General features: G+C 68.5%; 20 protein-coding genes. 7 read left to right on the forward strand and 13 right to left on the reverse strand.

Annotation, left to right across the window (positions count from 1 at the left end; all coding sequences use genetic code 11):
* Positions 1–21: 21 nt before the first annotated feature.
* The 4 genes from UUA_RS15310 to UUA_RS15325 form a co-directional block, all read right to left on the reverse strand.
* Positions 22–1,374, reverse strand: coding sequence for a metal-dependent hydrolase family protein (locus tag UUA_RS15310; RefSeq protein ID WP_008438476.1), 1,353 nt, complete (start codon positions 1,372–1,374; stop codon positions 22–24).
* Positions 1,375–1,405: 31 nt separating this feature from the next.
* Positions 1,406–4,072: a glycerol-3-phosphate 1-O-acyltransferase PlsB gene (gene plsB / locus UUA_RS15315; RefSeq protein WP_008438477.1), complete on the reverse strand. Its 2,667-nt coding sequence runs from the start codon at positions 4,070–4,072 to the stop codon at positions 1,406–1,408.
* A gap of 31 nt (positions 4,073–4,103) precedes the next feature.
* Positions 4,104–5,012: a hypothetical protein gene (locus UUA_RS15320; protein ID WP_039954238.1), complete on the reverse strand. Its 909-nt coding sequence runs from the start codon at positions 5,010–5,012 to the stop codon at positions 4,104–4,106.
* A gap of 295 nt (positions 5,013–5,307) precedes the next feature.
* On the reverse strand, positions 5,308–6,207 hold the full coding sequence (locus UUA_RS15325) for a 5'-nucleotidase, lipoprotein e(P4) family (protein ID WP_008438480.1): 900 nt from the start codon (positions 6,205–6,207) through the stop codon (positions 5,308–5,310).
* A gap of 129 nt (positions 6,208–6,336) precedes the next feature.
* On the opposite strand from UUA_RS15325, the gene UUA_RS15330 reads away from it, so the two are divergent.
* Entirely contained in the window at positions 6,337–7,368 is a 1,032-nt protein-coding gene (locus UUA_RS15330) for an AI-2E family transporter (protein ID WP_008438483.1), read from the forward strand.
* 131 nt (positions 7,369–7,499) lie between these two features.
* Here the strand turns inward: UUA_RS15330 and UUA_RS15335 are convergent, their stop codons facing one another.
* A complete protein-coding gene (locus UUA_RS15335) occupies positions 7,500–9,479 on the reverse strand; it encodes a UvrD-helicase domain-containing protein (RefSeq protein WP_008438484.1) in 1,980 nt (659 codons plus the stop codon).
* A 105-nt stretch (positions 9,480–9,584) separates the two neighbouring features.
* Here UUA_RS15335 and UUA_RS15340 point away from each other — a divergent pair, with 105 nt between their 5' ends.
* From UUA_RS15340 to UUA_RS15350, 3 genes are all read left to right on the forward strand, one after another.
* Positions 9,585–10,895 carry an NAD(P)/FAD-dependent oxidoreductase gene (locus UUA_RS15340; protein ID WP_008438486.1) on the forward strand — a complete coding sequence of 437 codons (1,311 nt, stop codon included), beginning with the start codon at positions 9,585–9,587 and terminating at the stop codon, positions 10,893–10,895.
* 132 nt (positions 10,896–11,027) lie between these two features.
* The gene (locus tag UUA_RS15345) at positions 11,028–11,660 is read left to right on the forward strand and encodes a thymidine kinase (protein ID WP_008438488.1); all 633 of its coding nucleotides are present in this window, start codon (positions 11,028–11,030) and stop codon (positions 11,658–11,660) included.
* A 22-nt stretch (positions 11,661–11,682) separates the two neighbouring features.
* A complete protein-coding gene (locus UUA_RS15350) occupies positions 11,683–12,450 on the forward strand; it encodes a hypothetical protein (protein WP_008438490.1) in 768 nt (255 codons plus the stop codon).
* Positions 12,451–12,556: 106 nt separating this feature from the next.
* Here UUA_RS15350 and UUA_RS15355 read toward each other — a convergent pair whose 3' ends face one another.
* The 6 genes from UUA_RS15355 to UUA_RS15380 form a co-directional block, all read right to left on the reverse strand.
* Positions 12,557–13,156 (reverse strand): nitroreductase family protein, encoded by a 600-nt coding sequence (locus tag UUA_RS15355; protein ID WP_008438491.1) that lies wholly within the window; start codon positions 13,154–13,156, stop codon positions 12,557–12,559.
* Positions 13,157–13,405: 249 nt separating this feature from the next.
* Positions 13,406–14,233: a bifunctional DNA-formamidopyrimidine glycosylase/DNA-(apurinic or apyrimidinic site) lyase gene (gene mutM / locus UUA_RS15360; protein WP_008438492.1), complete on the reverse strand. Its 828-nt coding sequence runs from the start codon at positions 14,231–14,233 to the stop codon at positions 13,406–13,408.
* Between the two features lie 168 nt (positions 14,234–14,401).
* Positions 14,402–14,893, reverse strand: coding sequence for a hypothetical protein (locus UUA_RS15365; protein ID WP_008438493.1), 492 nt, complete (start codon positions 14,891–14,893; stop codon positions 14,402–14,404).
* Positions 14,894–14,896: 3 nt separating this feature from the next.
* Complete coding sequence (locus tag UUA_RS15370; RefSeq protein WP_008438494.1) at positions 14,897–16,252, reverse strand: GldG family protein; 1,356 nt, start codon at positions 16,250–16,252, stop codon at positions 14,897–14,899.
* The gene (locus tag UUA_RS15375; protein ID WP_008438495.1) at positions 16,252–17,022 is read right to left on the reverse strand and encodes an ABC transporter permease; all 771 of its coding nucleotides are present in this window, start codon (positions 17,020–17,022) and stop codon (positions 16,252–16,254) included. The genes UUA_RS15370 and UUA_RS15375 overlap by 1 nt, the downstream gene beginning before the upstream one ends.
* A complete protein-coding gene (locus UUA_RS15380) occupies positions 17,019–17,783 on the reverse strand; it encodes an ABC transporter ATP-binding protein (RefSeq protein ID WP_008438496.1) in 765 nt (254 codons plus the stop codon). Before UUA_RS15380 ends, UUA_RS15375 begins: the two co-directional genes overlap by 4 nt.
* 173 nt (positions 17,784–17,956) lie before the next feature.
* Between UUA_RS15380 and UUA_RS15385 the strand changes: the two genes are divergently transcribed.
* Positions 17,957–19,150 (forward strand): DesA family fatty acid desaturase, encoded by a 1,194-nt coding sequence (locus UUA_RS15385; protein WP_008438497.1) that lies wholly within the window; start codon positions 17,957–17,959, stop codon positions 19,148–19,150.
* Between the two features lie 254 nt (positions 19,151–19,404).
* Here the strand turns inward: UUA_RS15385 and rpmG are convergent, their stop codons facing one another.
* Positions 19,405–19,572 carry a 50S ribosomal protein L33 gene (gene rpmG, locus UUA_RS15390; RefSeq protein WP_008438511.1) on the reverse strand — a complete coding sequence of 56 codons (168 nt, stop codon included), beginning with the start codon at positions 19,570–19,572 and terminating at the stop codon, positions 19,405–19,407.
* Between the two features lie 11 nt (positions 19,573–19,583).
* Entirely contained in the window at positions 19,584–19,820 is a 237-nt protein-coding gene (gene rpmB / locus UUA_RS15395; RefSeq protein WP_008438513.1) for a 50S ribosomal protein L28, read from the reverse strand.
* Positions 19,821–20,115: 295 nt separating this feature from the next.
* On the opposite strand from rpmB, the gene secB reads away from it, so the two are divergent.
* Complete coding sequence (gene secB / locus UUA_RS15400; protein ID WP_008438519.1) at positions 20,116–20,619, forward strand: protein-export chaperone SecB; 504 nt, start codon at positions 20,116–20,118, stop codon at positions 20,617–20,619.
* A gap of 9 nt (positions 20,620–20,628) precedes the next feature.
* Complete coding sequence (locus UUA_RS15405; protein ID WP_008438520.1) at positions 20,629–21,654, forward strand: NAD(P)H-dependent glycerol-3-phosphate dehydrogenase; 1,026 nt, start codon at positions 20,629–20,631, stop codon at positions 21,652–21,654.
* Positions 21,655–21,694 lie beyond the last annotated feature (40 nt).

Here is a 21,694-nt window from a genome sequence, read left to right on the forward strand (position 1 = left end):
CCGCGAGCGGGCTCCTGCACGTCAGATCGCGGGCTTGCCGTCCTGCTTGTAGACCACGCCATCCTTCATCACGAAGCTGACGTGCTGCATGACGGTGATGTCGTCCAGCGGATTGCCCGGCACGGCGATCACGTCGGCGCCGCGGCCCACCGCGATGCGGCCGAGCTGGTCGGACTTGTGCAGCAGTTCGGCGGCGTGGGTGGTGGCGGCCTGCAGCACGAACATCGACGGCATGCCCGCCTGCACCATGTAGACGAATTCCCTGGCGTTGTCGCCGTGCGGGTAGACGCCGGCGTCGGTGCCGAAGGCGATCTTCACGCCGGCCTTGTACGCCTTGCCGGCGGTGTCCAGGATCACCGGGCCGACTTCCTCGGCCTTGCGTGCGACCTGCGGCGGATACCAGCCCTGCTTCGCCTTTTCCATCACGTACTGGCCGGCGATGATGGTGGGCACGTACCAGGTGCCGTGTTCCTTCATCAACTTCATGTCCGGCGCGTCCATGAAGGTGCCGTGCTCGATCGAGTCCACCCCGCCGAGCACGGCGCGACGGATTGCCTCGGCGCCATGCGCGTGGGCAGCCACGGTGAAGCCGTAGTCGTGCGCGGCGGCAACCACGGCCTCGATCTCCTCCAGCGTCATCTGCGGGTTGCCGGAGCTGGAGCTTTCGTCCAGCACGCCGCCGGAGGGCATGATCTTGATCAGGTCGGCGCCGTCCTTGTAGTGCTGGCGCACGGCTTTCCACGCCTCGGCGGGCGAGTCGATGATGCCGTCCTTCGGGCCGGGATCACCTTGCAGGTCCCAGCGGAAGCCGTTGCTCGGATCGGCGTGGCCGCCGGTGGTGCCGAGGGGCTTGCCGGTAGTGAAGATGTGCGGGCCGGGCACCAGGCCGGCGTTGACCGCATTGCGCAAGGCGATCGACGCATTGTCGTCGTCGCCGAGGTTGCGCACCGTGGTGAAGCCGGCCAGCAGGGTGCGCTTCGCGTAGACGGTGCCGCGGATCGCATGGTCGGCCGGGTTGAGGCGGAACTTGTCGCTGTAGGAGTCCCTGCTGAACTGCATGGTCAGGTGCGTATGCGAGTCGATCAGCCCCGGCATGCAGGTGGCGTCCGGCAGCCGGACCACGCGCAGGGTGCCGGCCGCCTTGCGGTACGGTTCGATGTCGATGGCGCCGGGGTGGATCTCCTTGATCCGGCCATCCTCGATGACCAGGGTGGTCTGGCCCAGCATCCTGCCGGCGGCGGGATCCAGCAGGCGCGCGCATTCGATCAGGTTGATCCGCTGGCTGCCGGCATCGTCGCGGGCCGGCGCATCGGCGCCGGCGGCGAGCGGAAGGCACGAGACGGCGACGACGAGCAGCAGGCGAGGCATGGACATCGGTGGGTCCCCCGGTGGCAGTGCGGCCATCCTACTCGGCGGCGTCGCGGTGCGGGGGCGCCGGCCCGGTGGCGTCGGGCAGGCGGCGATCGCTGCCGCTGCGCCGCTCGTGCTCGCGCTGTTCGGCGACGACGTGGCGCCGGTGCAGGTCCGTCGCCGCGGCGTCGGCGGGCAGTGCGTCGGGGGCGACGGCCGGATCGCCCGCCGCCGGCTCCTTGTCGCCGCCGGGGGTGATCTTCAGGATCGAGTGGCGCACCTCGCGCGAGAGGATCACCCGCGCGTCGCGCACCATGCCTTCCAGCGAGGCGTCGTAGTCGAGCTTGCCGGCGTCATCGGTCCACACGATGCGCCGCTCGCGCAGCTTCTGGATGAAGCCGCGGAACAGCGCCTTGTCGAAGAACTCCGGTGCGGTCAGCTCGTTGAGCAGGGACAGTCGCTGCGCGGTGAGCGAGCAGGCGTTCTCCAGCTCGGCGCCGGTCAGCGTGTGCGGGCCGTTCTTGACCAGCGCGGCGATGGTGATGTAGTAGCGTTCGAAAGCCTGGATCAGGCTGCGCGCGATCACCCTGAGCTGGAACGCGCCGTCGTCCTGGCCGGGGCTGCGTTCCAGCACGCGGCCGTCGCTGACCGCTTCGAGCAGGCCGCGGCGCACGAAGAAGTCAATGGTGGCCTGCAACTGCGCGACGAAGCCGTCGCCGTCCCACGGCAGGAACAGCTCGCCCTGGATGAACGGATAGATGATGCGGCCCAGCCGCAGGATCGACGAGCGCGACATGCGCCGGTTGTTGAGGAAGCAGCACGCCACCCATGCCGCAGTGGCGGTGAGGTGCAGCACGTTGTTGCGGAAGTAGCTGAGCAGCACTGCGCGCTCGCCGGTGGCGGTGAGCACGTCGCCGAGCGGGTGCTGCACGCGCTGGATCCAGCCCATCTGCTCGCCATAGGCGATGATCGCGGCCGGGTTCATCGGGGTCAGCGTGATGCGGTCCGAGTACGGCAGCTCCTCCAGCATCGCCTTGCCCAGGTCGAGCTGGGTCAGCAGGTCGCTCTCGGCCATCGCGTGCTTCGGCGTGGCCAGCAGGGCCAGCGCCAGCAGGTTGATCGGGTTGACGTCGGCGGCGCGGTTGATGTTGACCTGGATCTGCTCGGCGAGGCGGTCGGTCACCGCGCCCAGCCATTCCGGCTTCGCCTCGGGGTCGGTGCCGGCGCTGCGCCAGTGGTCGCTGGCCGCGTCCAGCAGTGGGGTCAGCTCGATCGGTTCACCGAAATTCAGCGCCACGTGGCCGTAGCGCTGGCGCAGCACCTTGAGTCCCTTGAGCAGGCCGAGCAGCGATTCCTTCTCCTTCGGCTGGCCGGACAGCTCGCCGATGTAGCTCTTGCCTTCCATCAGCTTCTCGTAGCCGATGTACACCGGCTGGAACAGCACCGGCCGGCGCGGCGCGCGCAGGAAGGCGCGGATGGTCATCGCCAGCATGCCGGCGCGCGGCGCCAGCAGCCGCCCGGTGCGCGAGCGGCCGCCCTCGATGAAGTATTCCATCGGCACGCCGCGGTCGATCAGCTGCGCCACGTACTCGTTGAACACCACCGAGTACAACGCGTTGCCGCGGAAACTGCGGCGCAGGAAGAACGCGCCGCCGCGACGCAGGATCGGCCCGATCAAGGGCAGGTCCAGGTTCACCCCTGCCGCGATGTGCGGCACCACCACGCCGGAGACGTGCAACTGGTAGCTCATCAGCAGGTAGTCGGCGTGGCTGCGGTGGCAGGGCACGTAGATCACCTCGTGGCCTGGCGCGGCGGCCCGGGCCTTGTCGAAGTGGTGCATGGCGATGCCGTCGTACAGCTTGTTCCAGAAATTGGACAGCAGGAACGAGGCCGAGCGCACCACCGGGTGCGAGTAGTCGGCGGCGATCTCCAGCACCAGCTTGTGCGCCTTGCGCCAGGCCTTGGCGTGGCTGATCTTCTCCTTCGCCGCGGTGGCGGCGATCGCCGCACGCACCGGCTCGGCGTTCAGCACCGCGTCGACCACCGTGCGCTTGTGCGACAGGTCCGGCCCGATCACCGCGGCGCGGATGCGGTGGAAGTGGGTGCGCAGCACCCGCGAGACCTTGCGTGCAAAACGCTCCGGGGTGATCCCGCCCGATTCGTCCAGGGTCTGGCGCAGCGACACCGGCGTGGAGAAGTGCACCACTGTGTCGCGCCCGTTCAGCAGCAGCGCCAGCATGCGGCGGAAGCGGCCCACCATCACCCAGTTTTCCGAGAACAGCACACGGAACCAGCCACTGTCGCGGCTGGGCGCGCGGCCCACGTAGATGGATACCGGCATGATCTGGATGTCGCTGTCGGGCAGACCCTCCAGCGAGTGCACCAGCTGCCGCAGCGCCTCGTTCGGATTGCGCTTGCGGTTGCGGCCGAGCAGACTGCCGTCGCGCCGCGCCAGCGCGAACACCGAGCGGCGCCGGCGGGTCCCGGCCAGTGGCTGCATCGGGTTGGGCAGGCCGGCCTCGCGACAGGCGCGCTGCAGGATCAGCGCGTCGGAAAAACCATCGCGCTCGATCACGTAGCAGACCGGCACGCCGGCCTGCAGCAGGGCGGCAGGCTCGGCCGGGTCGCGGCGGATGCGCACCCATGGCTGCAGCAGCTGGCCGGCCAGGTTGAACCACCAGGGGGCGCGAGGGCGGGCGGGGGAGTCCGCGGCGGTAGTCATGTGCATCCGTCCATTCTAACGGCTGCGTCGTTCAGTCTTTCGCAACGGCGCTGGCGGCGGTGGCTGGTGCCGGCTGCTGTTGCAGCTGGCGGTGCGAGCGGCGCGCGTTGTGCAGCAGGTCCTCGCTGTACCAGCGGCCGTTCTCCCGCACCAGCGCCGTTTCGGCCGACAGCGGCTGGCCGAGCAGGGTGTAGTCGGCCCTGACCATCGCGTGGCCAGCCGTGCTGGAGAGCGGGGTGAGCCGCACGGAGTCGAGCGTGTCGTCCACCGACAGGCCATAGATCGCCAGCAACCGCTTGAGGCCGCCCCAGGCGACGGCGTACTTGGCCATGCTGGCGTCAAAATCCATCGCGTGCAGCTGGTCGGGGTCCTTCAGGTCCAGCTGGCGCGCCGTCGCCACGGCCACGCCGAGCGCCTGCTTCGCCCGGGCCTGGTCGAACCACGGCGTCTGCTGCGCCCACGGCAGCAGCGCGTCGAGCGCGCCGTCGAGCTGGGTTTTCTGCACGTCGCTGAGCGTGCGGCTCTGCGCGATGGCGCTTTTCAGCATGGCCTCGCCCATGCTGATCAGTACCGGCAGCTGGTCGTGGTACTGCAGCTCCATCGCGGCCAGCTTCGGTTGCAGCTCGGCGTACAGCCGGTTCTCGGCGTCCGGGCCGGTGAGCTTGCGCATGGACTGGTCGAGGCGGGCGCGGTCCTCGGCGCTGGTCGGCTGCGCATCGCGCTGCTGCAGGCGCCAGTCGGCGCGCAGGTTGGCGTAGTCGGCCGGCGGCAGCGCGTGCTTCCACAACCGGTCGAAGTCGCCGGCCTTGAGCAGGTCGATCGAGGTCTGCAGCGCCGCCTGCGGCGTGCTGCCGTTGGCTTGCGCGGCCTCGTCCTTGCTGTGGCAGGCGCCCAGCAGCAACACGGCAAGCAGCATCGGCATCGCATGGCGAAGTCGCATCGGCGTCTCGCGGTGGATGGTGGCAGAGCGGGCGCCACGGGGCGGGTGAGCGCGCAGGGTAAGGGCCACGGCGGCCGCGAAACAAGGGCGCGGCGCAAGTTTTCGCGGGGCCGGAAAAGAAAACCCCGCGGGCGTTGGCCTCGCGGGGAAATCCGGCGGAGCCGGAAGGGAAATGGCCTTGCCTGCAGAGATCTTGGTCAGCAGGTGTTGGCGGGTCAAATATTACTCGCTCGTTAAAGTTGAGGCAATACTTTTGCATTGCATGATAATTGCATGTTTATAAAAGATATTTCGACTACTCGTAGCGCAGCGCATCGATCTTCTGCCGGCGTCGCTGCTCCAGCGGTGCGGACCAGTCGTTGTTGAACAGCGCCGGCTCCCATGAACCGTAGGTCGTGTTCGGCAACACGAACCAGCGCGAGCCGATCCAGTCCAGGTACGGCGCCATCGCCCGCTGGCGACCGGCGGCGTTGTTCGCCAGCACCGTCACGAAGTCGCCGATCTGGTCGCCGAACTGCATCAGCACACGGTACTTGCGGCTGATCAGCTGGCGTCGGCAGCCTTTCTCGGTGCCGATCTGCTCGCAGCCCTCGACGAAGGTGCCCAGGCCGAGGAACGCTTCCGGGCCGGAGACCGGCAGGCCGACCTTGCGCAAGTTGGCCAGGGTGACCTGGTCCAGGTCCTTGGCGCGGTTGGACACGTAGAGCACGGCGATGTCGTGTTTGGCGGCGAACCGGGTGAACTCGACCACGCCGGGAAGCGCCCTGGCGCTTTCCTGCCTGCACCATTCGGCCCAGTCCGCCTCGTTGTATTCGCCGGCGCTGCGGACCAGGCGCGCCTGATACGGCGAGTTGTCCAGTACGGTCTCGTCGATGTCCAGCACCACTGCCGGCTTGAGGCCGCCGGCCGGCGCCACGCGGTCGTCCTTGGCCAGCGCGTCCCACTGGCGGTCCTTCATGGCGGCCAGCAGGCGCGTCTGGGCGTCGCGATAGGTCTGCAGGTAGATCAGGTCGTGCTCGATCGCGGTCTGGCTCCATGCCACCGCGTTGAGGTTGTCGTTGGCGGCGACGCCGACCGCGGTTGCCGCCGGGGCCGGCGCAGCGGGCGTCGCCACGGCCGCAGGATGGCGGGGAGCGCTGGCGCAGCCGGCCAGCAGGGCGAGCGCGAGCAGCGACGCGGAAAGACGCAACGGCATGAAGGCGTTCCCTGGAAATATATCGAAGCGAAACAATGAACGCAGTTTACGACAGCCCCATGGCAGGGCTGGCAGCCATCGCGGGCTGCTGACAGACTGGCGCTCCCGCTTCCCACGGTATCGTTTCACATGGACTCCAGCTTGCCCGCCCTGCGCCCGCCTTCGACGGTCGTCCGCTACGCGAGTTACCTGCTGGCGGCCGCGGCGCTGTTGCTGGTCGTGAAGATCCACCTGCTGCCCGCGCTGCTGGCCGGCCTGCTGGTGTTCGAGCTGGTGCAGACGATGGTGCCGCTGCTGGGCCGGCGCATCCCCGGCGACCGTGCGCGGGTGGTGGTGGTCGCACTGATCGGCGCGGTGGTGGTGGGCCTGTTGATCCTGCTGATCCTCGGCGCGATCAGCCTGTTCCACACCGAAGTCGGCAACCCGCAGCTGCTGTGGCAGGAGCAGTTGATGCCGCTGGTGGAGAAGGCGCGCCAGCAGTTGCCGGCCGCGCTGGTGAACAGTCTTCCCGACAGCGTCGACGACCTGCGCGTGGGCGCGATCGAGCTGGCGCGCAAGCACGCCGGCACCCTGCAGCTGGCGGGCAAGGGCGCGGTGCGGGTGTTCGTGCACATCCTGATCGGCCTGGTGCTGGGCGCGATCGTGGCGTTGAGCCGCACCCGCCCGGCGCACCAGATGGGCCCGCTGGCAGCGACGCTGAGCCTGCGCTGCCAGCGGCTGGCCGAGGCGTTCCACAACATCGTGTTCGCGCAGATCAAGATCTCGCTGATCAACACCTTGTTCACCGCGGTCTTCCTGCTCGCCCTGCTGCCGCTGATGGGCATCCACGTGCCGCTGGCCAAGACGCTGGTGGTGGTGACCTTCGTGGTGGGCCTGCTGCCGGTGGTCGGCAACCTGATCTCCAACACCGCGATCACCGTGGCCGGGTTGTCGGTGTCGCTTGGCATGGGCATTGCCGCGCTGGCGTTCCTGGTGCTGATCCACAAGCTGGAGTACTTCCTCAACGCACGCATCGTCGGCACCCAGATCCGTGCCCGCGCATGGGAGCTGCTGGTGGCCATGCTGCTTATGGAAGCCATGTTCGGCCTGCCCGGGGTGATCGCCGCGCCGATCTACTACGCGTACCTGAAGAGCGAGCTGGAGGCCGAGGGCCTGCTGTAGGAGCGCATCCTGTGCGCGATGCTCTGATGTCGAACGGAGCCAAGAGCATCGCGCACAGGGTGCGCTCCTACAAAAGCGCGCATCGGTGGCAGGTGTCCGCTGGCGGGCGATGCCTCCGAATCCCGCGCCAATCAGCCGCCGGCCAGCATCGCCTTGATCCGTGCCATGTGCGACTCGGCGGTCTCGCGGGTCACTTCCTTGTCTGCTTCCGGGTCCTTGCCCTGCCAGTGCAGGTCGACCTGCGGCAGCTCGTGCAGGAAGCGGCTGGGCTGGTTGCGATGGATGTCGCCGTAGCGTTTCGTCTGCGCCGACCACGACAGCGTCAACAGCTCCTTGGCGCGGGTGATGCCCACGTACATCAGCCGGCGTTCCTCGTCGACGCGGCCTTCGTCCAGCGCGCCCTCGTGCGGCAGCGTGCCGTCCTCGCAGCCGACGATGAAGACGAAGCGGAACTCAAGGCCCTTGGCCGCGTGCAGGGTCATCATGCGCACCGCATTGCCCGGCTCGTCGCGGTCGGCGTGGCTGAGCAGCGCAAGCTGCGCGGCCAGATCGCCGGCGCTGTTGCCCTTTTGCATCGCGCGGAACCAGTCGGCCAGTTCCTGCAGGTTGCCCAGCTTGCGTTCGCGCACGCCAGCGTCGGGCGTGGACGCGGCGAGCTGGGCCGCGTAGCCGGTGCGCTTGAGGATGCGTTCGACCAGGTCGGCCGCGCTCTCGTGCAGCGAGGCGCTGCGCAGTTCGTCCAGCAGGTCGGAGAACGCGGCCAGCGCCGCGGCCGGGCGCGGCGTGAGCTGGCGCAGCACGCCGTCGCTGCGGGTGGCGTCGAGCAGGGACGAGTGGCGCGACTGCGCGAGCTGGCCGAGTTTCTCCAGTGTGGTCGCGCCGATCTCGCGCTTCGGCACGTTCACCACGCGCAGGAAGGCGGCGTCGTCGCTGGGGTTGGCGAGCAAGCGCAGGTAGCACAGCACGTCCTTCACCTCGGCGCGGTCGAGGAAGCTCAAGGCGCCGGTAAGGTGGTACGGGATGCGTGCCAGGCGCAGCGCCTTTTCCAGCGGGCGCGCCTGGAAGTTGCCGCGGTAGAGGATCGCCATGTCGTCCCAGCGCGCCTTGTGCTTCTCGGCCAGGGTGGTGGCGATCGCGGCGATCTTCTCGGCCTCGTGCTCGGCCTCCTTGCACTCCAGTACGCGGATCGGCGCGCCTTCCGGATGCTCGCTCCACAGCTTCTTTTCATGCAGGTGCGGGTTGTGCGCAATCAGCGCGTTCGCTGCGCGCAGGATGCGCTTGCCGCAGCGGTAGTTCTGTTCCAGCTTGATCACGCGCAGGTTCGGCCAGTCGCGGCCGAGCTGGTCGATGTTTTCCGGGTTGGCGCCACGCCAGGCGTAGATCGACTGGTCGTCGTCACCCACGCAGGTGATGCCGCCGCGCTCGCCGGTCAGCACTTTCAGCAGACGGTACTGCGCGTCGTTGGTGTCCTGGTATTCGTCCACCAGCAGGTAGCGCAGGCGCTCGCGCCAGGCGTCGCGGCATTCGGTGTCGCTTTCGAGGATGCGCAGCGGCAACCGGATCAGGTCGTCGAAATCCACCGCGTTGAACGCGGCCAGGCGCGCCTGGTACAGCTCGTAGATCGTCGCCGCCTCCAGCTCGCGCGGGCTGCGCGCGGCGGCCAGCGCCTCCTCCGGCGACAATCCGCCGTTCTTGGCTCGGCCGAGCAGGTTGCGCAGGCCGAACAGCACGTCGGGCTTGGCGCCCTTCGGCGCCAGCTCCTTCACGATGCCCCCGCTGTCGTCCGCGTCCAGCACCGAGAAGCCGCGGCGCAGGCCGGCGCGCGCGTGCTCGATCTGCAGGAACTTCAGCCCCAGCGCGTGGAACGTGCTCACCGTAAGCGCGGCGGCGTCCTCGCTGCTGACCAGCTTCGCCACGCGCTCGCGCATCTCGCGCGCGGCCTTGTTGGTGAAGGTGATCGCGGCGATTTTCGAGGCGGCCAGCTTGCGGCGCTGGATCAGCCAGGCGATCTTCTGCGTGATCACGCTGGTCTTGCCGGAACCCGCGCCCGCCAGCACCAGCAGCGGGGTATCGCAGTGTTCGACGGCGGCCAGTTGTTGCGGATTGAGCATGGATCGGAGCGAGGCGTAAGGCGGCGACCGATGGTAGCAGAGCGCCCCGGTTGCACCCGCCGGTTTCGGCCATAATCCGTCGGGTGGCAATGGGTGGGGAACGGCATGGCGGAACCGGAAGTCGAGCAGTGCGACGTGGCGGTGATCGGCGGCGGCCCCGGTGGCAGTACCGCGGCCACCCTGCTGGCGCGCCGCGGCTACAAGGTGATCGCACTGGAGAAGGCACACCACCCGCGCTTCCACATCGGCGAGTCGCTGCTGCCGATGAACCTGCCGGTGTTCGAGCGGCTGGGCGTGCTGGACAAGGTGCGCGAGCTGGGGGTGTTCAAGCGCGGCGCGGATTTCGAGACGGACGACGCGTGCGGCTACAACGTCTACGCGTTCTCCCGCGCGATCGGGCAGAGCCCGCCGCATGCGTACCAGGTGTGGCGGCAGGATTTCGACCGGATGCTGTACCAGCATGCGCGCGAGTGTGGCGCCGAGGCGCGCGAAGGGCACGAGGTGCTGCGGGTGGAGCAGCGCGGCCCGCGCGAGAGCCGGCTGGAGGTGCGCACCGACGACGGTCGCGACTACGCGATCCGGGCGCGTTACGTGGTGGACGCCAGCGGTCGCGACGCGCTGCTGGCGACGAAGATGAAGTTGCGGCGCCGCAGTCGCCAGCACCAGAGCGCGGCGATCTTCGGCCATTTCCGCGGCGCCGACCGCCGCGACGGCGAGGACGCCGGCAACGTCAGCATCTACCGCTTCGCGCAGGGCTGGATGTGGATGATCCCGCTGCCCGACGGGGTGATGAGCGTGGGCGCGGTGTGTCGGCCGGATTACCTGAAGCAGCGCAGGGGCCGCACGCTGGAGTTCCTGTTCGACACGCTGAAACTCAATCCGGCGCTGTGGCAGCGCGTCGAGCGGGCCGGGCTGATCGGCGACGAAGTGCATGTCACCGGCAACTACTCTTACGACGCGACCCGCATGGGCGGGCCGGGCTGGGTGCTGGTGGGCGATGCGTTCGCCTTCCTCGATCCGGTGTTTTCCTCCGGCGTATATCTGGCGATGGACGGTGCGGAGCGGGCCGCCGAGCTGGTCGATGCGGCGTTGCGCGAGCCACGGTGCGAACGGGCCCTGCTGCGCCGGCTGGAGCGGCGCCAGCGCAAGGGCATGGCACGCTTCGCGTTCTTTATCCATCGCTTCAACTCGCCGGTGATGCGGCAGATGCTGCGCTCGCCGCGCAACACCTGGCAGCTGGAACAGGCGGTGATCTCGATGCTGGCCGGCGACCTGTTCGACACGCCGAAGGTGTTGTGGCGGCTGCAGCTGTTCAAGCTGGTTCACGCCATCGGCGTCTTGCACGACTGGCGCCGCAGCCGCGCCGAGCGCCGTTATCGGCTGGCCCAGGCGCGCGCGTCTTTGGGCCGGGAATAGGGAGTGGGGAGTAGGGAATAGGAAAAGCCACCGCTCTCGCGGGCGGACGTCCGTGAGAAACTGGGGAGCACAGCTGGGCCACGGCGCAGCTCTTGCCATTCCCTATTCCCTACTCCCTATTTCCGGCTCCCAATGGCCAAGCTCTATTTCTATTACTCGGCGATGAACGCCGGCAAGACCACCACGCTGCTGCAGAGCGCGTACAACTACCACGAGCGTGGCATGCGTACGCTGATCCTCACCCCGGCGCTGGACGACCGTTTTGGCGAGGGCATGGTGGCCTCGCGCATCGGCCTGAAGGCGAACGCGCGACGCTTTCCCGGCGACGAGGACCTGCTGGCGCTGGTGGAGGCCGACATCGCCGCGCGCGGTCCGCTGCACTGTGTGTTCGTCGACGAGGCGCAGTTTCTGACCAAGGCGCAGGTGTGGCAGGCCAGCGACGTGGTCGATCGGCTGGGCATCCCGGTGCTGGCCTACGGCCTGCGCACCGACTTCCGCGGCGAGCTGTTCGAGGGCAGCCGCTATCTGCTGGCCTGGGCCGACGAGCTGCAGGAGATCAAGACGATCTGCCACACCGGGCGCAAGGCGACCATGGTGGTGCGCGTGGACGAGCACGGCCGCGCCGTCACCGACGGGCCGCAGGTTGAGATCGGCGGCAACGAACGCTATGTCTCGGTGAGCCGCGCCGAGTTCAAGAAGATCAGCGAGGGCACCGGTCGCATTGAGCTGCAGCAAACCGTGCTGCCGCTGGGCGAGCGTGAATGAACCGATCCACCAAGGAATCCGCATGAGCGAAGCCACTCCCCCCGCCAGCTGGCCGCGGCCGTACTGGCAGCCCGGCGAAGACGAGGTGGTGCTGCAGTTCTACGTGTTCGGCAAGTTCGAGCCGGAGTTGCGCATCCCCTCGCTGCGCTACGGCAGTCCCGGCCTACCCGCGGGCGTGGAGATCCAGCGCTTCCAGAACGCCGTGTTGCGCCAGTGGGAGGGCTATCCGCTGAACGGCGCGCTGGGTGGGCTGATCAAGGAGGACACGCCCGAGGCGTACGAGGCTGCGCGCATCGCGCCCGAGGTGCTGGTGGTGCGCGGCGTGTTGAAGGACGCCGCCAGCCTCGACTACCTGCGCGACACGCTGGGCGTGCTGGCCGGCATGCTCGACGTGGGCGGCACGGCGATCCTCGACCCGCAGATCCTCACCTTGTTCACCGCCGACCATTGGCGTCGCCACTACCTGGTCAAGGATGGCGCGCCGCCGCGCAACCACGTGCTGATCCTGCGCAGCGACGAGGGCGGCGACCGCTCCTGGGTGCACACCCGCGGCATGCGCAAGTTCGGCCGCCCCGACCTCAGCCTGCGCAACGTGCCCGAGCGCGACCTCGACCGCGCCGGCATGCTGTGCGAAAAGCTGGTGGAGCTGTTGTCGCTGGGCGCGCACTTCAGTGCCGGCCAGCAGCTCGACGTCGACGGCATCCCTGGCGGCCTGGTGGCCCAGCCGGGCGGCAGCCTCGACGACCCCGAGTTCAACAACACCCACGTCGAGTTCCGCTGGGCGGGATGAAGGTTGCTGGCGCTGCCATCGCGCTTGCCGGAAAGCAGCGGCCGCCACCACGATGAAGGGCGACACAACCGTGTCGCCCTTCGGCCGAGCATGATCGGATGCCGGCTCAGCCCTTGATGATGAAGCGCTGCGCGTCGTCCATGAAGGCCTTCTCGCCGAAGCCGCCCTCGTGCGAACCGAACGGCATCTGCGCGCGCAGCTTCCACGACGCGGGCACGTTCCATTCCTGGCGGGTCGCCTCGTCCGTCACCGGGTTGTAGTGCTGCAGGCTGGCGCCCACGCCGGCCTCGGTCAGCGCCAGCCACACGGCGAACTGGGCCATGCCGCTGCCCTGTTCGGACCAGATCGGGAAGTTGTCCGCGTACAGCGCGAACTGCTCTTGCAGGCCCTTCACCACCGACTGGTCCTCGTAGAACAGCACGGTGCCGACACCGGCGGCGAAGCCGTCCAGCTTGGCGGCGGTGTTGGCGAACGCCTCGGCCGGCACGATCTTCTTCAGTTCCTGCTTGGTCAGCTCCCAGAACTGCTCGCTCTGCTTGCCGAACAGGATCACCGCGCGCGAGGTCTGCGCGTTGAATGACGACGGCGTGTGCCGGATCGCTTCCTTGATCAGGCTGGTGATGGCTTCCTTGTCCAGCGACAGGTTCCTGCCCAGCGCGTACTGGGTGCGGCGTTGCTTGAGCTTTTCGATCAGGGTGCTGTTCATGGTGACTCCTCGGGCATGTGGGTTCGATGCATGGGAATCGCGGCGCGCAAGAAGGGGTGATTCGGGAAACAGTCGACTTCCGGCCACCTTGTGTTGCCGGGTCGGCCGGGTTCCCAGCTCGCTGCCCCATACGCGCAACATCGCGATGCACGACCGCTATGTTAGGTTCGTCGCGCGACCTGGGTAGTTGGCGGTTCGTGGCTAGTCCGTTTCCTCAGGGGAACGATGAATGACCAGCGCCGCTGTGCGTCATCGCTGGCAGCGTGGACACCAGAACGTGGAGCGCTGCCCCAGCGTGACCTGCCGGATCGGCGTGCCGCAAACGCGGCAAGGCTCGCCGGTGCGGCCGTAGACCATCAGTTCGCGGAAAAAGTAGCCCGGCGCGCCGTCGGGGGCGAGGAAGTCGCGCAGGGTGGTACCACCGCGTTCGATGGCCCAGGCCAGCAGGTGTTTCACTTCCGCGGCGAGTCGTGCGTAGCGTGCACGCGAGATGCTGCCGGCCGGCTTGCGCGGGTCGACGCCGGCGCGGAACAGTGCCTCGCTGGCGTAGATGTTGCCTACGCCGACGACGATGGCGTTGTCCATCAGGAACAACTTCACCGCTGCCGTGCGGCCACGCGAGCGCCGCCACAGCAGGTCGCCATCGAACGCGTCGGTGAGTGGTTCGGGGCCGAGCCTGGCGAGCCGCTCGTGGATGGTGCCGGGCGGCTGCCACAGCAGGCAGCCGAAGCGGCGCGGATCGGTGAAGCGCAGGATGCGCGGCGCCTGCGTGCTCGTGCGCTCCAGCGCGATGTCGACGTGGTCGTGCCTGCCGACCGGCGCGTCAGGCGGCAGCACGCGCAGCACGCCGGTCATGCCCAGGTGCAGCAGTGCGCTGCCGGCTTCGGTGTGCAGCAGCAGGTATTTCGCGCGGCGCTCGACCGCGTCGATGCGCTGGCCGGGCAGGAGTGCCGTGATTTCCGGCGGGATCGGCCAGCGCAGGTTGGGCCGGCGCAGCAGCACGCCGGTGACGCGGCGGCCGACCACGTACGGCGCGATGCCGCGGCGGGTGGTTTCGACTTCGGGCAGTTCGGGCAAGGCGTGATCCCGCGATTCAGTACATGTGAAGAAAACCACTTCCTGTGATTGTCTTCTGTCGCGAGTCCGGCACATGTCCGGACTCGCTCACGCGAATCAGGCACTGGCGTGCCCGATCCTCGTCCGGCCATCCATGGCCGGGCTTCGAGGTTGAAAATGCACAACCTCTCAATGCAGCTCCGTGGTCGCCGTCGCCGGCGAGCGCGGCACGTAGCGCGACGATACCAGCGCAACCCGCTGACCCACCCGTACGTAGTGCTGCGGGCCGGTGACTGACACTTCGCCGAATTCCAGCATTTGGCCGTCCAGTTGCAACACGGCGCGCGGCGGCGCCAGCCCGATCTTCGCCGGTTCGAAGTCGCTGGCCGGCCGCCAGCGCAGAACGGGCGCGGCGGCAGTGTCGGCGAGATCGTTGAGCCGCGCATCGACGGCCCGCGCGGGCGCGCCGTCAACGCGCCACCAGTGGCCGCTGCGCTTCTCGTAGTGTTCGGCGGGCGCGCCGGGCAAGGTGACTGCGATGTGCGTGATGAGGGTGGGATCGAGCGCGGTGAGGTTGCCGGTGGCGGTGCGTGCGTCACGCTGCCACTGCCAGCCGGCGAGCAGCAGCAGTGCGAACACGGCGAGCAACAGCCACAGACGCTGGCGGGTGGTGCGCTTCATTGCTCAGCGCCGCCGCCGACGCCACGCGATCAGGCCGCCGGCGAGCAGCAGCAACAGCGGCAGCGCGACCAGGAAACCGATGCTCAGTGCGTTCAAGCCGGTTTGCGAGATATCCAGCAGCCGGTCCGGCGCGCCGCGTGGCGGCAGCTCGACCAGCTTGTCGTCGCCGAGCAGCCAGTCGAACACGCGCTCGCCCAGCGCGCGGTTGCCGCCGTTGCCGAGGAAGCTGTTGGAGAGGAAGTCGCCATCGCCGATCACCACCGCGCGCTGCTCGCTCTTGTCCGGGCTGGGCGACAGCCGGCTCAGCGCGAAGCCGAAGTCCAGCGGACCCTTCAGTTCGCCGGCGTCGGCGTCGTAACGGATGTCCGAGGGCTTGGCGTTGTCGATCGGCTGGAACTCGGTCCAGCTCTGCGCGCCTGAGCGCAGGAACGGCTTCACCGCCCAGGCGCCCTGGCTCAGCTGCGCCAGCGCGGACGCCTGCGGGAACAGCGTGGTCAGCGTGAAGCCGCGCGTGATGGCCTGCGGCGGGTAGCTGCCCAGCGCGATCAGGCGCGGGTCGCCCAAGCCCAGCGCGGCACCGCCACCATCGACCAGCACGCCCGGCAGCACGCGCACGCCGAGCGCGGCGGCCAGCGGAGCGAGGCCGAGGTCATCGTTCGACGGCTCGCTCAGCCACAACAGGTTACCGCCGTTCTGCACGTAGGCGACCAGCGCCTGCACCGCGCCCGGCGGCAGCGCCAGGCTGGGGCTGGCCAGCACCACCAGGTCGGTGTGCTCGGGCACCGCGGTCACCTGCGCGAAGTTCAGCGGCACCGCGCGCATGCCGCGCGCTTCCAGCTGGGTGATGAAGGTGCCGAGGTCAGCGTTGGCCTGGCCGTCGGCCCGCCGTTCGCCGTCGCCGGTGACGAAGGCCACGATGCGGTCGCCGCCGCGCAGCAGCCGTTCCAGCGCGTTGGTGAGGCTGCGCTCGGACAGCTCGTCCAGCCGCTGCTCGCGGTCCTTGTAGTGCAGGATCAACGCGCCGTCGACGGTGATGCCCAGCTCGCGCATCTTCGCCGGGTCCAGCTGCGGATCGACGAAACGCAGAGCCAGATCCGGCTTCACCGCCTGATAGCGCTGCAGGAAGCCGGCCACGGTCTGGCGCAGGTTGCCCTGTGGATTGGCGTAGGTGGTGATCTCCACCGGGCCTTCGAAGCGAGCCAGCACCGCGCGGCTTTCCGGCGACAGGCTGGTGCGGCCGTTCGCGGTCCAGTCGGCCTGGTGCGCATAGCGCGTGCTGAGGTAGCCGATCGCCGCGACGGCGAGCACCAGCAGCAGCGCGAACAGCCAGCCGTCCAGACGTCTGAATAGATGGCGCATCAGCCGCGCTCCCGCTCAGCGTCGAGCTGGCGTGCGGCCAGCGCCAGCGCCAGCACGATCAGCAGCGCGAACCAGACGAGGTCGGCGCTCGAGACCAGGCCACGCAGCAGCGGCTGCAGGTGCGTGCTCATCGCCAGCCAGTTGATTGCACCGCCGTCGACGCCCGCCATCTGCGCGCCCTGGTTCACGCTCCACAGCGCCAGCGCGATCACCAGCGCGGCGGCGGCGGCCAGTGCCGGATGCGAGGCAAAACTCGAACAGGCCACGCCGACCGCGGCCAGCGCCGCCAGCATCAGCGCCAGGCCCAGCGTGGCAGCGGCCAGCTTGCCCCAGTCGAAGTGGGTGGCGTGCATCAGCGCCAGCGGCATCGCCAGGGTCAGTGCCAGCCACAGCAGCAGCCAGCCCAGCACCGCCAGGTACTTGCCCAGCACGATGCGCCAGGCCGGCACGCCCGCGGCGAACAGCAGCGGCAGGGTGCCGTTGCGGCGCTCGCCGGCGAGCGTCGACATGGTGAGCAGCGGCACCACCAGGAACGCCAGCTGGGCCAGCTGGGCCAGCAGCGGCACGCCGACCAGGTCGATGAAGCCGGGGCCGTCCGGCAGCGCGGCACGCCGGATCTGTCCGGCCAGGAAACCGCCCAGCAGCAGGGTGAAGTTCCACGCCAGCCAGGCCAGGGTCAGCGCGGCTAGCACCCAGGCCAGCGGGCGCACCAGCAGCCGGCGCCACTCCAGTCGCGTCACCGCGACGGTGTTCGTGAAGGCGTGGCTCATGCGGCGCGCGCCGGTGCGGTGCCGCCGTTCATCGCGATGCCGAAGAAGGTTTTTTCCAGCGCGGCGTGGTCATCGGCCAGCACCGGGCCATCGTGGCGCAGCGTGCCCTCGTGCAGGATCGCCACGCGATCGCACACTGCGGTGACTTCGGGCAGCAGGTGGGTGGACAGGATCACCGAAGTGCCGGCCGCGGCCTGCTCGCGGATCAGCGTGCGCAGCGCGGCGACCTGCACCGGGTCGAGCGCGTTGGCCGGCTCGTCCAGCACCAGCAGCGGCGGCCGATGCAGCAGCGCGCAGGCCAAGCCGAGGCGCTGGCGCTGGCCCTGCGACAGCACGCCGGCCAGGCGCCGGGCCAACGGCTGCAGTTCCAGCCGCTCGATGATCGCGCTGCGCGCCTGGCGCAGCGCGGCGCCGTTCAATCCACGCAAGCGGCCATGCGCGTCGAGATGCTCTTCGACGCTCAGCTCGGCCCACACCGGCGCGCGTTCCGGCAGCCAGCCGATCTGCGTGCGGGCCAGTTCCGGCTGTTCCAGGAAATCCTCGCCGTTCAGCTCGATGCCGCCGCTGTCGGGGCGCAGCGCGCCGGCGATCATCGACAAGGTGGTCGATTTGCCGGCGCCGTTCACGCCCAGCAGGCCCATCACCTGGCCGGCTTGCAGCTCCAGGCTGAGATCCTGCACGGCAGCGCGACCGGCGCGGCGGCGGCTGATCCGGTCCAGTCGAAGGACGACGCGGGGTGAATCGGAAATGGGCGGAGTCATTGCGTGATTGTCACGGCGCCCCCATCGTTAAACAACAGGCGCACACCACGGACATGGCTAACGTCACCTTAGCGTCCGGCTCTTGACCGACTGCTATGATTCGTGGTTCGCCGTGCTGGCGGGTATGGAAACCCCCGATCTACACTGCCTCCATCCCTCACCCGGTGCTTTCCATGCTCGACGCTGTACTGAATTTCCTGAACGACGGTCTCGCCCATGCCAGTTGGGGCCAGATCCTCGTCTACATGCTGGTGGTCACCCAGCTCACCATCTTCACGGTGACGATCTACTACCACCGCTGCCAGACCCACCGCGGCGTGGATCTGCACCCGATCGTGCAGCACTTTTTCCGCTTCTGGGGCTGGCTCACCACCGGCATGGTCACCCGCGAGTGGGTGGCGGTGCACCGCAAGCACCACGCCAAGGTGGAGACCGCGGAGGATCCGCACAGCCCGCAGATCTACGGCATCAAGAAGGTGTTCTGGGACGGCGTGTCGCTGTACCGCGACGCCAGCTACGTGAAGGAAGACCTGGAGAAGTACGGCCGCGGCACCCCGGACGACTGGCTGGAGCGCAAGCTCTACACCGGCCACCCGTACTGGGGCCCGGCGCTGATGCTGGTGATCAGCCTGGCGCTGTTCGGCGTGATCGGCGCCGCGTTGTGGGCGGTGCAGATGATCTGGATCCCGTTCTGGGCCGCCGGCTTCGTCAACGGCATCGGCCACTGGTGGGGCTACCGCAACTTCGAGAGCGCCGACACCGCCACCAACCTGATCCCGTGGGCCTTCTGGATCGGCGGCGAGGAGCTGCACAACAACCACCACGCCTTCCCCAGCTCGGCCAAGTTCGCCCTGCGCAAGTGGGAGTTCGACATCGGCTGGGTGGTGATCTGCGCGCTGCAGAAGGTGGGTCTGGCCAAGGTGCTGCGCGTGGCGCCCACGCTGGACGTGCGCCCGAACGTGCGCCTGCCCGACGCCGACACGCTGAAGGCCGTGCTCACCCACCGCTTCCAGGCGATGACCGACTACTACCGCAACGTGATCGTCCCCACCCTGCGCGACGAAGCGGCCCACGCTGGCGAGAACATCAAGGCGGTGCCACGCCGCATGCGCCGCGCGCTGGCCGACGGCGGCCGCTGGCTGGACAACGAGGGCCGCGACCGCATGCAGGCCGTGCTGGTCAAGCGCCCGACGCTGAAGACCGTGTGCGAGTTCCGCACCCGCCTGGCGGCGCTGATGGAACAGCGTGGCGCCGAGCAGGCGCTGAAGGGCCTGCAGCAGTGGATTCGCGAGGCCGAGGAAAGTGGCATCCGCGCCCTGCAGGAGTTTGCGCAGCGGCTCAAGGGCTACAGCGTCGCGGCGGTGTGAGCGGCCGCCGCAACGGTTCCGGCAAAACCCGCCTTCCGGCGGGTTTTGTTTTTTGGGATTCGGGCGGACGAAGGATGGTTGGGCAGGATGGTCATCCCGACAGGTGGGCAAAAGAAAACCCGCCACAAGGGCGGGTTTTCCGTGAGGCATCAATGTCGCTGTTGCAGAGGAAGCAAAAGCAAAAGCGATCCCTGCCTTCGCAGGGATGACGTTCTGACAGAGCCGCTCGCGCGGAGCGCGAGCGGGTCAGAACGTCACTTGATCTTGCCTTCCTTGTAGATCACGTGCTTGCGCACGACCGGGTCATACTTCTTGAACTCGAACTTTTCCGGCGTGTTCTTCTTGTTCTTCTGCGTGGTGTAGAAGTGGCCGGTACCGGCCGAGGAGATCATGCGGATCTTGTCGTTTGCAGTCTTGGCCATGACGGATCTCCTTAGACCTTTTCGCCGCGGGCGCGCATCTCGGCAATCACGGCCTCGATGCCATTCTTGTCGATCGTGCGCAGGGCATTGTTGGAAACGCGCAGCTTGATCCAGCGGTTCTCGCTGGGCACCCAGAAACGACGCTCATGCAGGTTCGGCAACCAGCGACGACGGGTCCGGTTGTTGGCGTGCGAGACGTTGTTGCCGCTCTGCGCACCCTTGCCGGTGACTTGACATACACGGGCCATGACTTGCCTCCGTAATTGTTCTTGGACACCCGTTGGCCAGGGTGCGATCGGCCCAGCGGCGCCATGCGCCACGCGATGCTGGAGTTGTCGCAACGCATGATCGTGGGGTCCGTACCGCGTGGCGGACCGCCCGGAAACACCGGGCCGACAGAGGCGAGCCGCGTATTCTCGCAGAAAAATCAGCCCCGGCGCAATCTTGCGGGGTTCCGCTGGCGTCGGCCGGCGTGCGTACCGCGGGGATGTATGGAACAATCAGCCTCTTTTGTACACACGACCCAGACCCGAGGAACCCCCGATGGCACAAGAGATCACCAACGACCAGGCCAACGGCCAGGCCAGTCAGCCGCAGCTGGTGATGCAGAAGATCTACGTGAAGGATGTGTCCTTCGAAGCGCCGAATGCGCCGCAGATCTTCCAGGAGCTCGACGAGAAGGACCAGCCGCAGGTGCAGCTGAACCTGGGCCAGAAGGCGACCGACCTCGGCAACGACCTGTACGAAGTGGTGCTCAGCCTCACTTTGACCTGCACCGTCGGCCAGCGTACCGCCTACCTCGCCGAGGTGGAGCAGGCCGGCCTGTTCGGTATTGCCGGCTTCAGCGAGATGGACCACGCCGGGATCATCGGCAGCTACTGCCCGAACCTGCTGTTCCCGTATGCCCGCCAGGTGATCTCCTCACTGGTGCTCGAAGGCGGCTTCCCGCCGTTCCTGCTGCAGCCGATCAACTTCGATGCGCTGTTCGCCGAGCAGCAGCGCCGCATGATGGGCGGCGACGACGCTCCGGCCACGCTCAACAGCTGAGCCGTGCCGATGGCCGAAAACCCGAAGCTGACCGTCCTTGGGGCCGGCTCCTGGGGAACCGCGCTGGCGGCGCTGGCCGTCCGCAACGGCGTGCCGACCACGCTGTGGGGGCGCGACCGCGCGGCGCTGGCGACGATGGCCGCCAGCCGCCGCAACCAGCGCTACCTGCCGGACGCCGAGTTGCCGCCAGAGCTCACCTACGAAGCCGACCTGGCCGCCGCCGTGCGCGGCGCCGGCATCGTGCTGATCGTGGTGCCCAGCCATGCGTTCGCCTCGATGCTGGACGAGATCGCGCCGCTGCTTGACCCGGGTACCGCGATCGCCTGGGCGACCAAGGGCTTCGAGCCCGGCACCGGTCGCTTTCTTCATGAGCTGGTGGCCGAACGGCTGCCGGGTCGCGCCGCGGCGGTGATCACCGGCCCGTCGTTCGCCAAGGAAGTCGCCGCCGGCCTGCCCAGCGCGGTCACCGTGCATTCGGACGACGCGGCGTTCGCACAGCGGCTGGCCACCCTGCTGCACGCGCCGAACCTGCGTGCGTATTCCGGCGGCGACGTGCTCGGCGCCGAGCTCGGCGGCGCCATGAAGAACGTGCTGGCGGTGGCCACCGGCATCGCCGACGGCATGCAGCTGGGGCTGAACGCCCGCGCCGGCCTGATCACCCGCGGCATGAACGAGATGCTGCGCCTGGGCGTGGCCCTGGGCGCGCGGCCGGAGACGCTGATCGGCCTGTCCGGCCTGGGCGACCTGGTGCTGACCTGTACCGGCGACCTCTCGCGCAACCGCCGGCTCGGCCTGGCGCTGGGCCAGGGCGTGGCGATCGACGAAGCGGTACGCCGGATCGGCCAGGTGGTGGAAAGCATCCTCACCGCCGACGAGGTGGCGCGGCTGGCCGACAAGCACGGCCTCGACCTGCCGATCAGCGCCGGTGTGCGCGCCGTGCTGCATGGCGAGGTCACCCCGACCGACGGACTCAAGGCGCTGATGGCGCGCGAGCAGAAGCCGGAATACCCGCACGGCCTGTTCGGCACCGCGTAAGCCGCACGCCGCGTGCCCGGGCGCGTTTGCGACCGTCGCA

Source organism: Rhodanobacter thiooxydans LCS2 (assembly GCF_000264375.1).
GTDB lineage: Bacteria > Pseudomonadota > Gammaproteobacteria > Xanthomonadales > Rhodanobacteraceae > Rhodanobacter > Rhodanobacter thiooxydans.

Excerpts from the sequence above, each read along its gene's own strand:
- rpmG (WP_008438511.1), bottom strand. The coding sequence starts at position 19,572 with ATGGCCAAGACTGCAAACGACAAGATCCGCATGATCTCCTCGGCCGGT.
- UUA_RS15320 (WP_039954238.1), bottom strand. The coding sequence starts at position 5,012 with ATGCGACTTCGCCATGCGATGCCGATGCTGCTTGCCGTGTTGCTGCTG.
- UUA_RS15350 (WP_008438490.1), top strand. The coding sequence starts at position 11,683 with ATGAGCGAAGCCACTCCCCCCGCCAGCTGGCCGCGGCCGTACTGGCAG.
- UUA_RS15405 (WP_008438520.1), top strand. The coding sequence starts at position 20,629 with ATGGCCGAAAACCCGAAGCTGACCGTCCTTGGGGCCGGCTCCTGGGGA.
- UUA_RS15380 (WP_008438496.1), bottom strand. The coding sequence starts at position 17,783 with ATGACTCCGCCCATTTCCGATTCACCCCGCGTCGTCCTTCGACTGGAC.
- UUA_RS15365 (WP_008438493.1), bottom strand. The coding sequence starts at position 14,893 with ATGAAGCGCACCACCCGCCAGCGTCTGTGGCTGTTGCTCGCCGTGTTC.
- rpmB (WP_008438513.1), bottom strand. The coding sequence starts at position 19,820 with ATGGCCCGTGTATGTCAAGTCACCGGCAAGGGTGCGCAGAGCGGCAAC.
- UUA_RS15355 (WP_008438491.1), bottom strand. The coding sequence starts at position 13,156 with ATGAACAGCACCCTGATCGAAAAGCTCAAGCAACGCCGCACCCAGTAC.
- plsB (WP_008438477.1), bottom strand. The coding sequence starts at position 4,072 with ATGACTACCGCCGCGGACTCCCCCGCCCGCCCTCGCGCCCCCTGGTGG.
- UUA_RS15335 (WP_008438484.1), bottom strand. The coding sequence starts at position 9,479 with ATGCTCAATCCGCAACAACTGGCCGCCGTCGAACACTGCGATACCCCG.
- secB (WP_008438519.1), top strand. The coding sequence starts at position 20,116 with ATGGCACAAGAGATCACCAACGACCAGGCCAACGGCCAGGCCAGTCAG.
- UUA_RS15370 (WP_008438494.1), bottom strand. The coding sequence starts at position 16,252 with ATGCGCCATCTATTCAGACGTCTGGACGGCTGGCTGTTCGCGCTGCTG.
- UUA_RS15375 (WP_008438495.1), bottom strand. The coding sequence starts at position 17,022 with ATGAGCCACGCCTTCACGAACACCGTCGCGGTGACGCGACTGGAGTGG.
- UUA_RS15345 (WP_008438488.1), top strand. The coding sequence starts at position 11,028 with ATGGCCAAGCTCTATTTCTATTACTCGGCGATGAACGCCGGCAAGACC.
- UUA_RS15330 (WP_008438483.1), top strand. The coding sequence starts at position 6,337 with ATGGACTCCAGCTTGCCCGCCCTGCGCCCGCCTTCGACGGTCGTCCGC.
- UUA_RS15325 (WP_008438480.1), bottom strand. The coding sequence starts at position 6,207 with ATGCCGTTGCGTCTTTCCGCGTCGCTGCTCGCGCTCGCCCTGCTGGCC.
- UUA_RS15340 (WP_008438486.1), top strand. The coding sequence starts at position 9,585 with ATGGCGGAACCGGAAGTCGAGCAGTGCGACGTGGCGGTGATCGGCGGC.
- UUA_RS15385 (WP_008438497.1), top strand. The coding sequence starts at position 17,957 with ATGCTCGACGCTGTACTGAATTTCCTGAACGACGGTCTCGCCCATGCC.
- UUA_RS15310 (WP_008438476.1), bottom strand. The coding sequence starts at position 1,374 with ATGTCCATGCCTCGCCTGCTGCTCGTCGTCGCCGTCTCGTGCCTTCCG.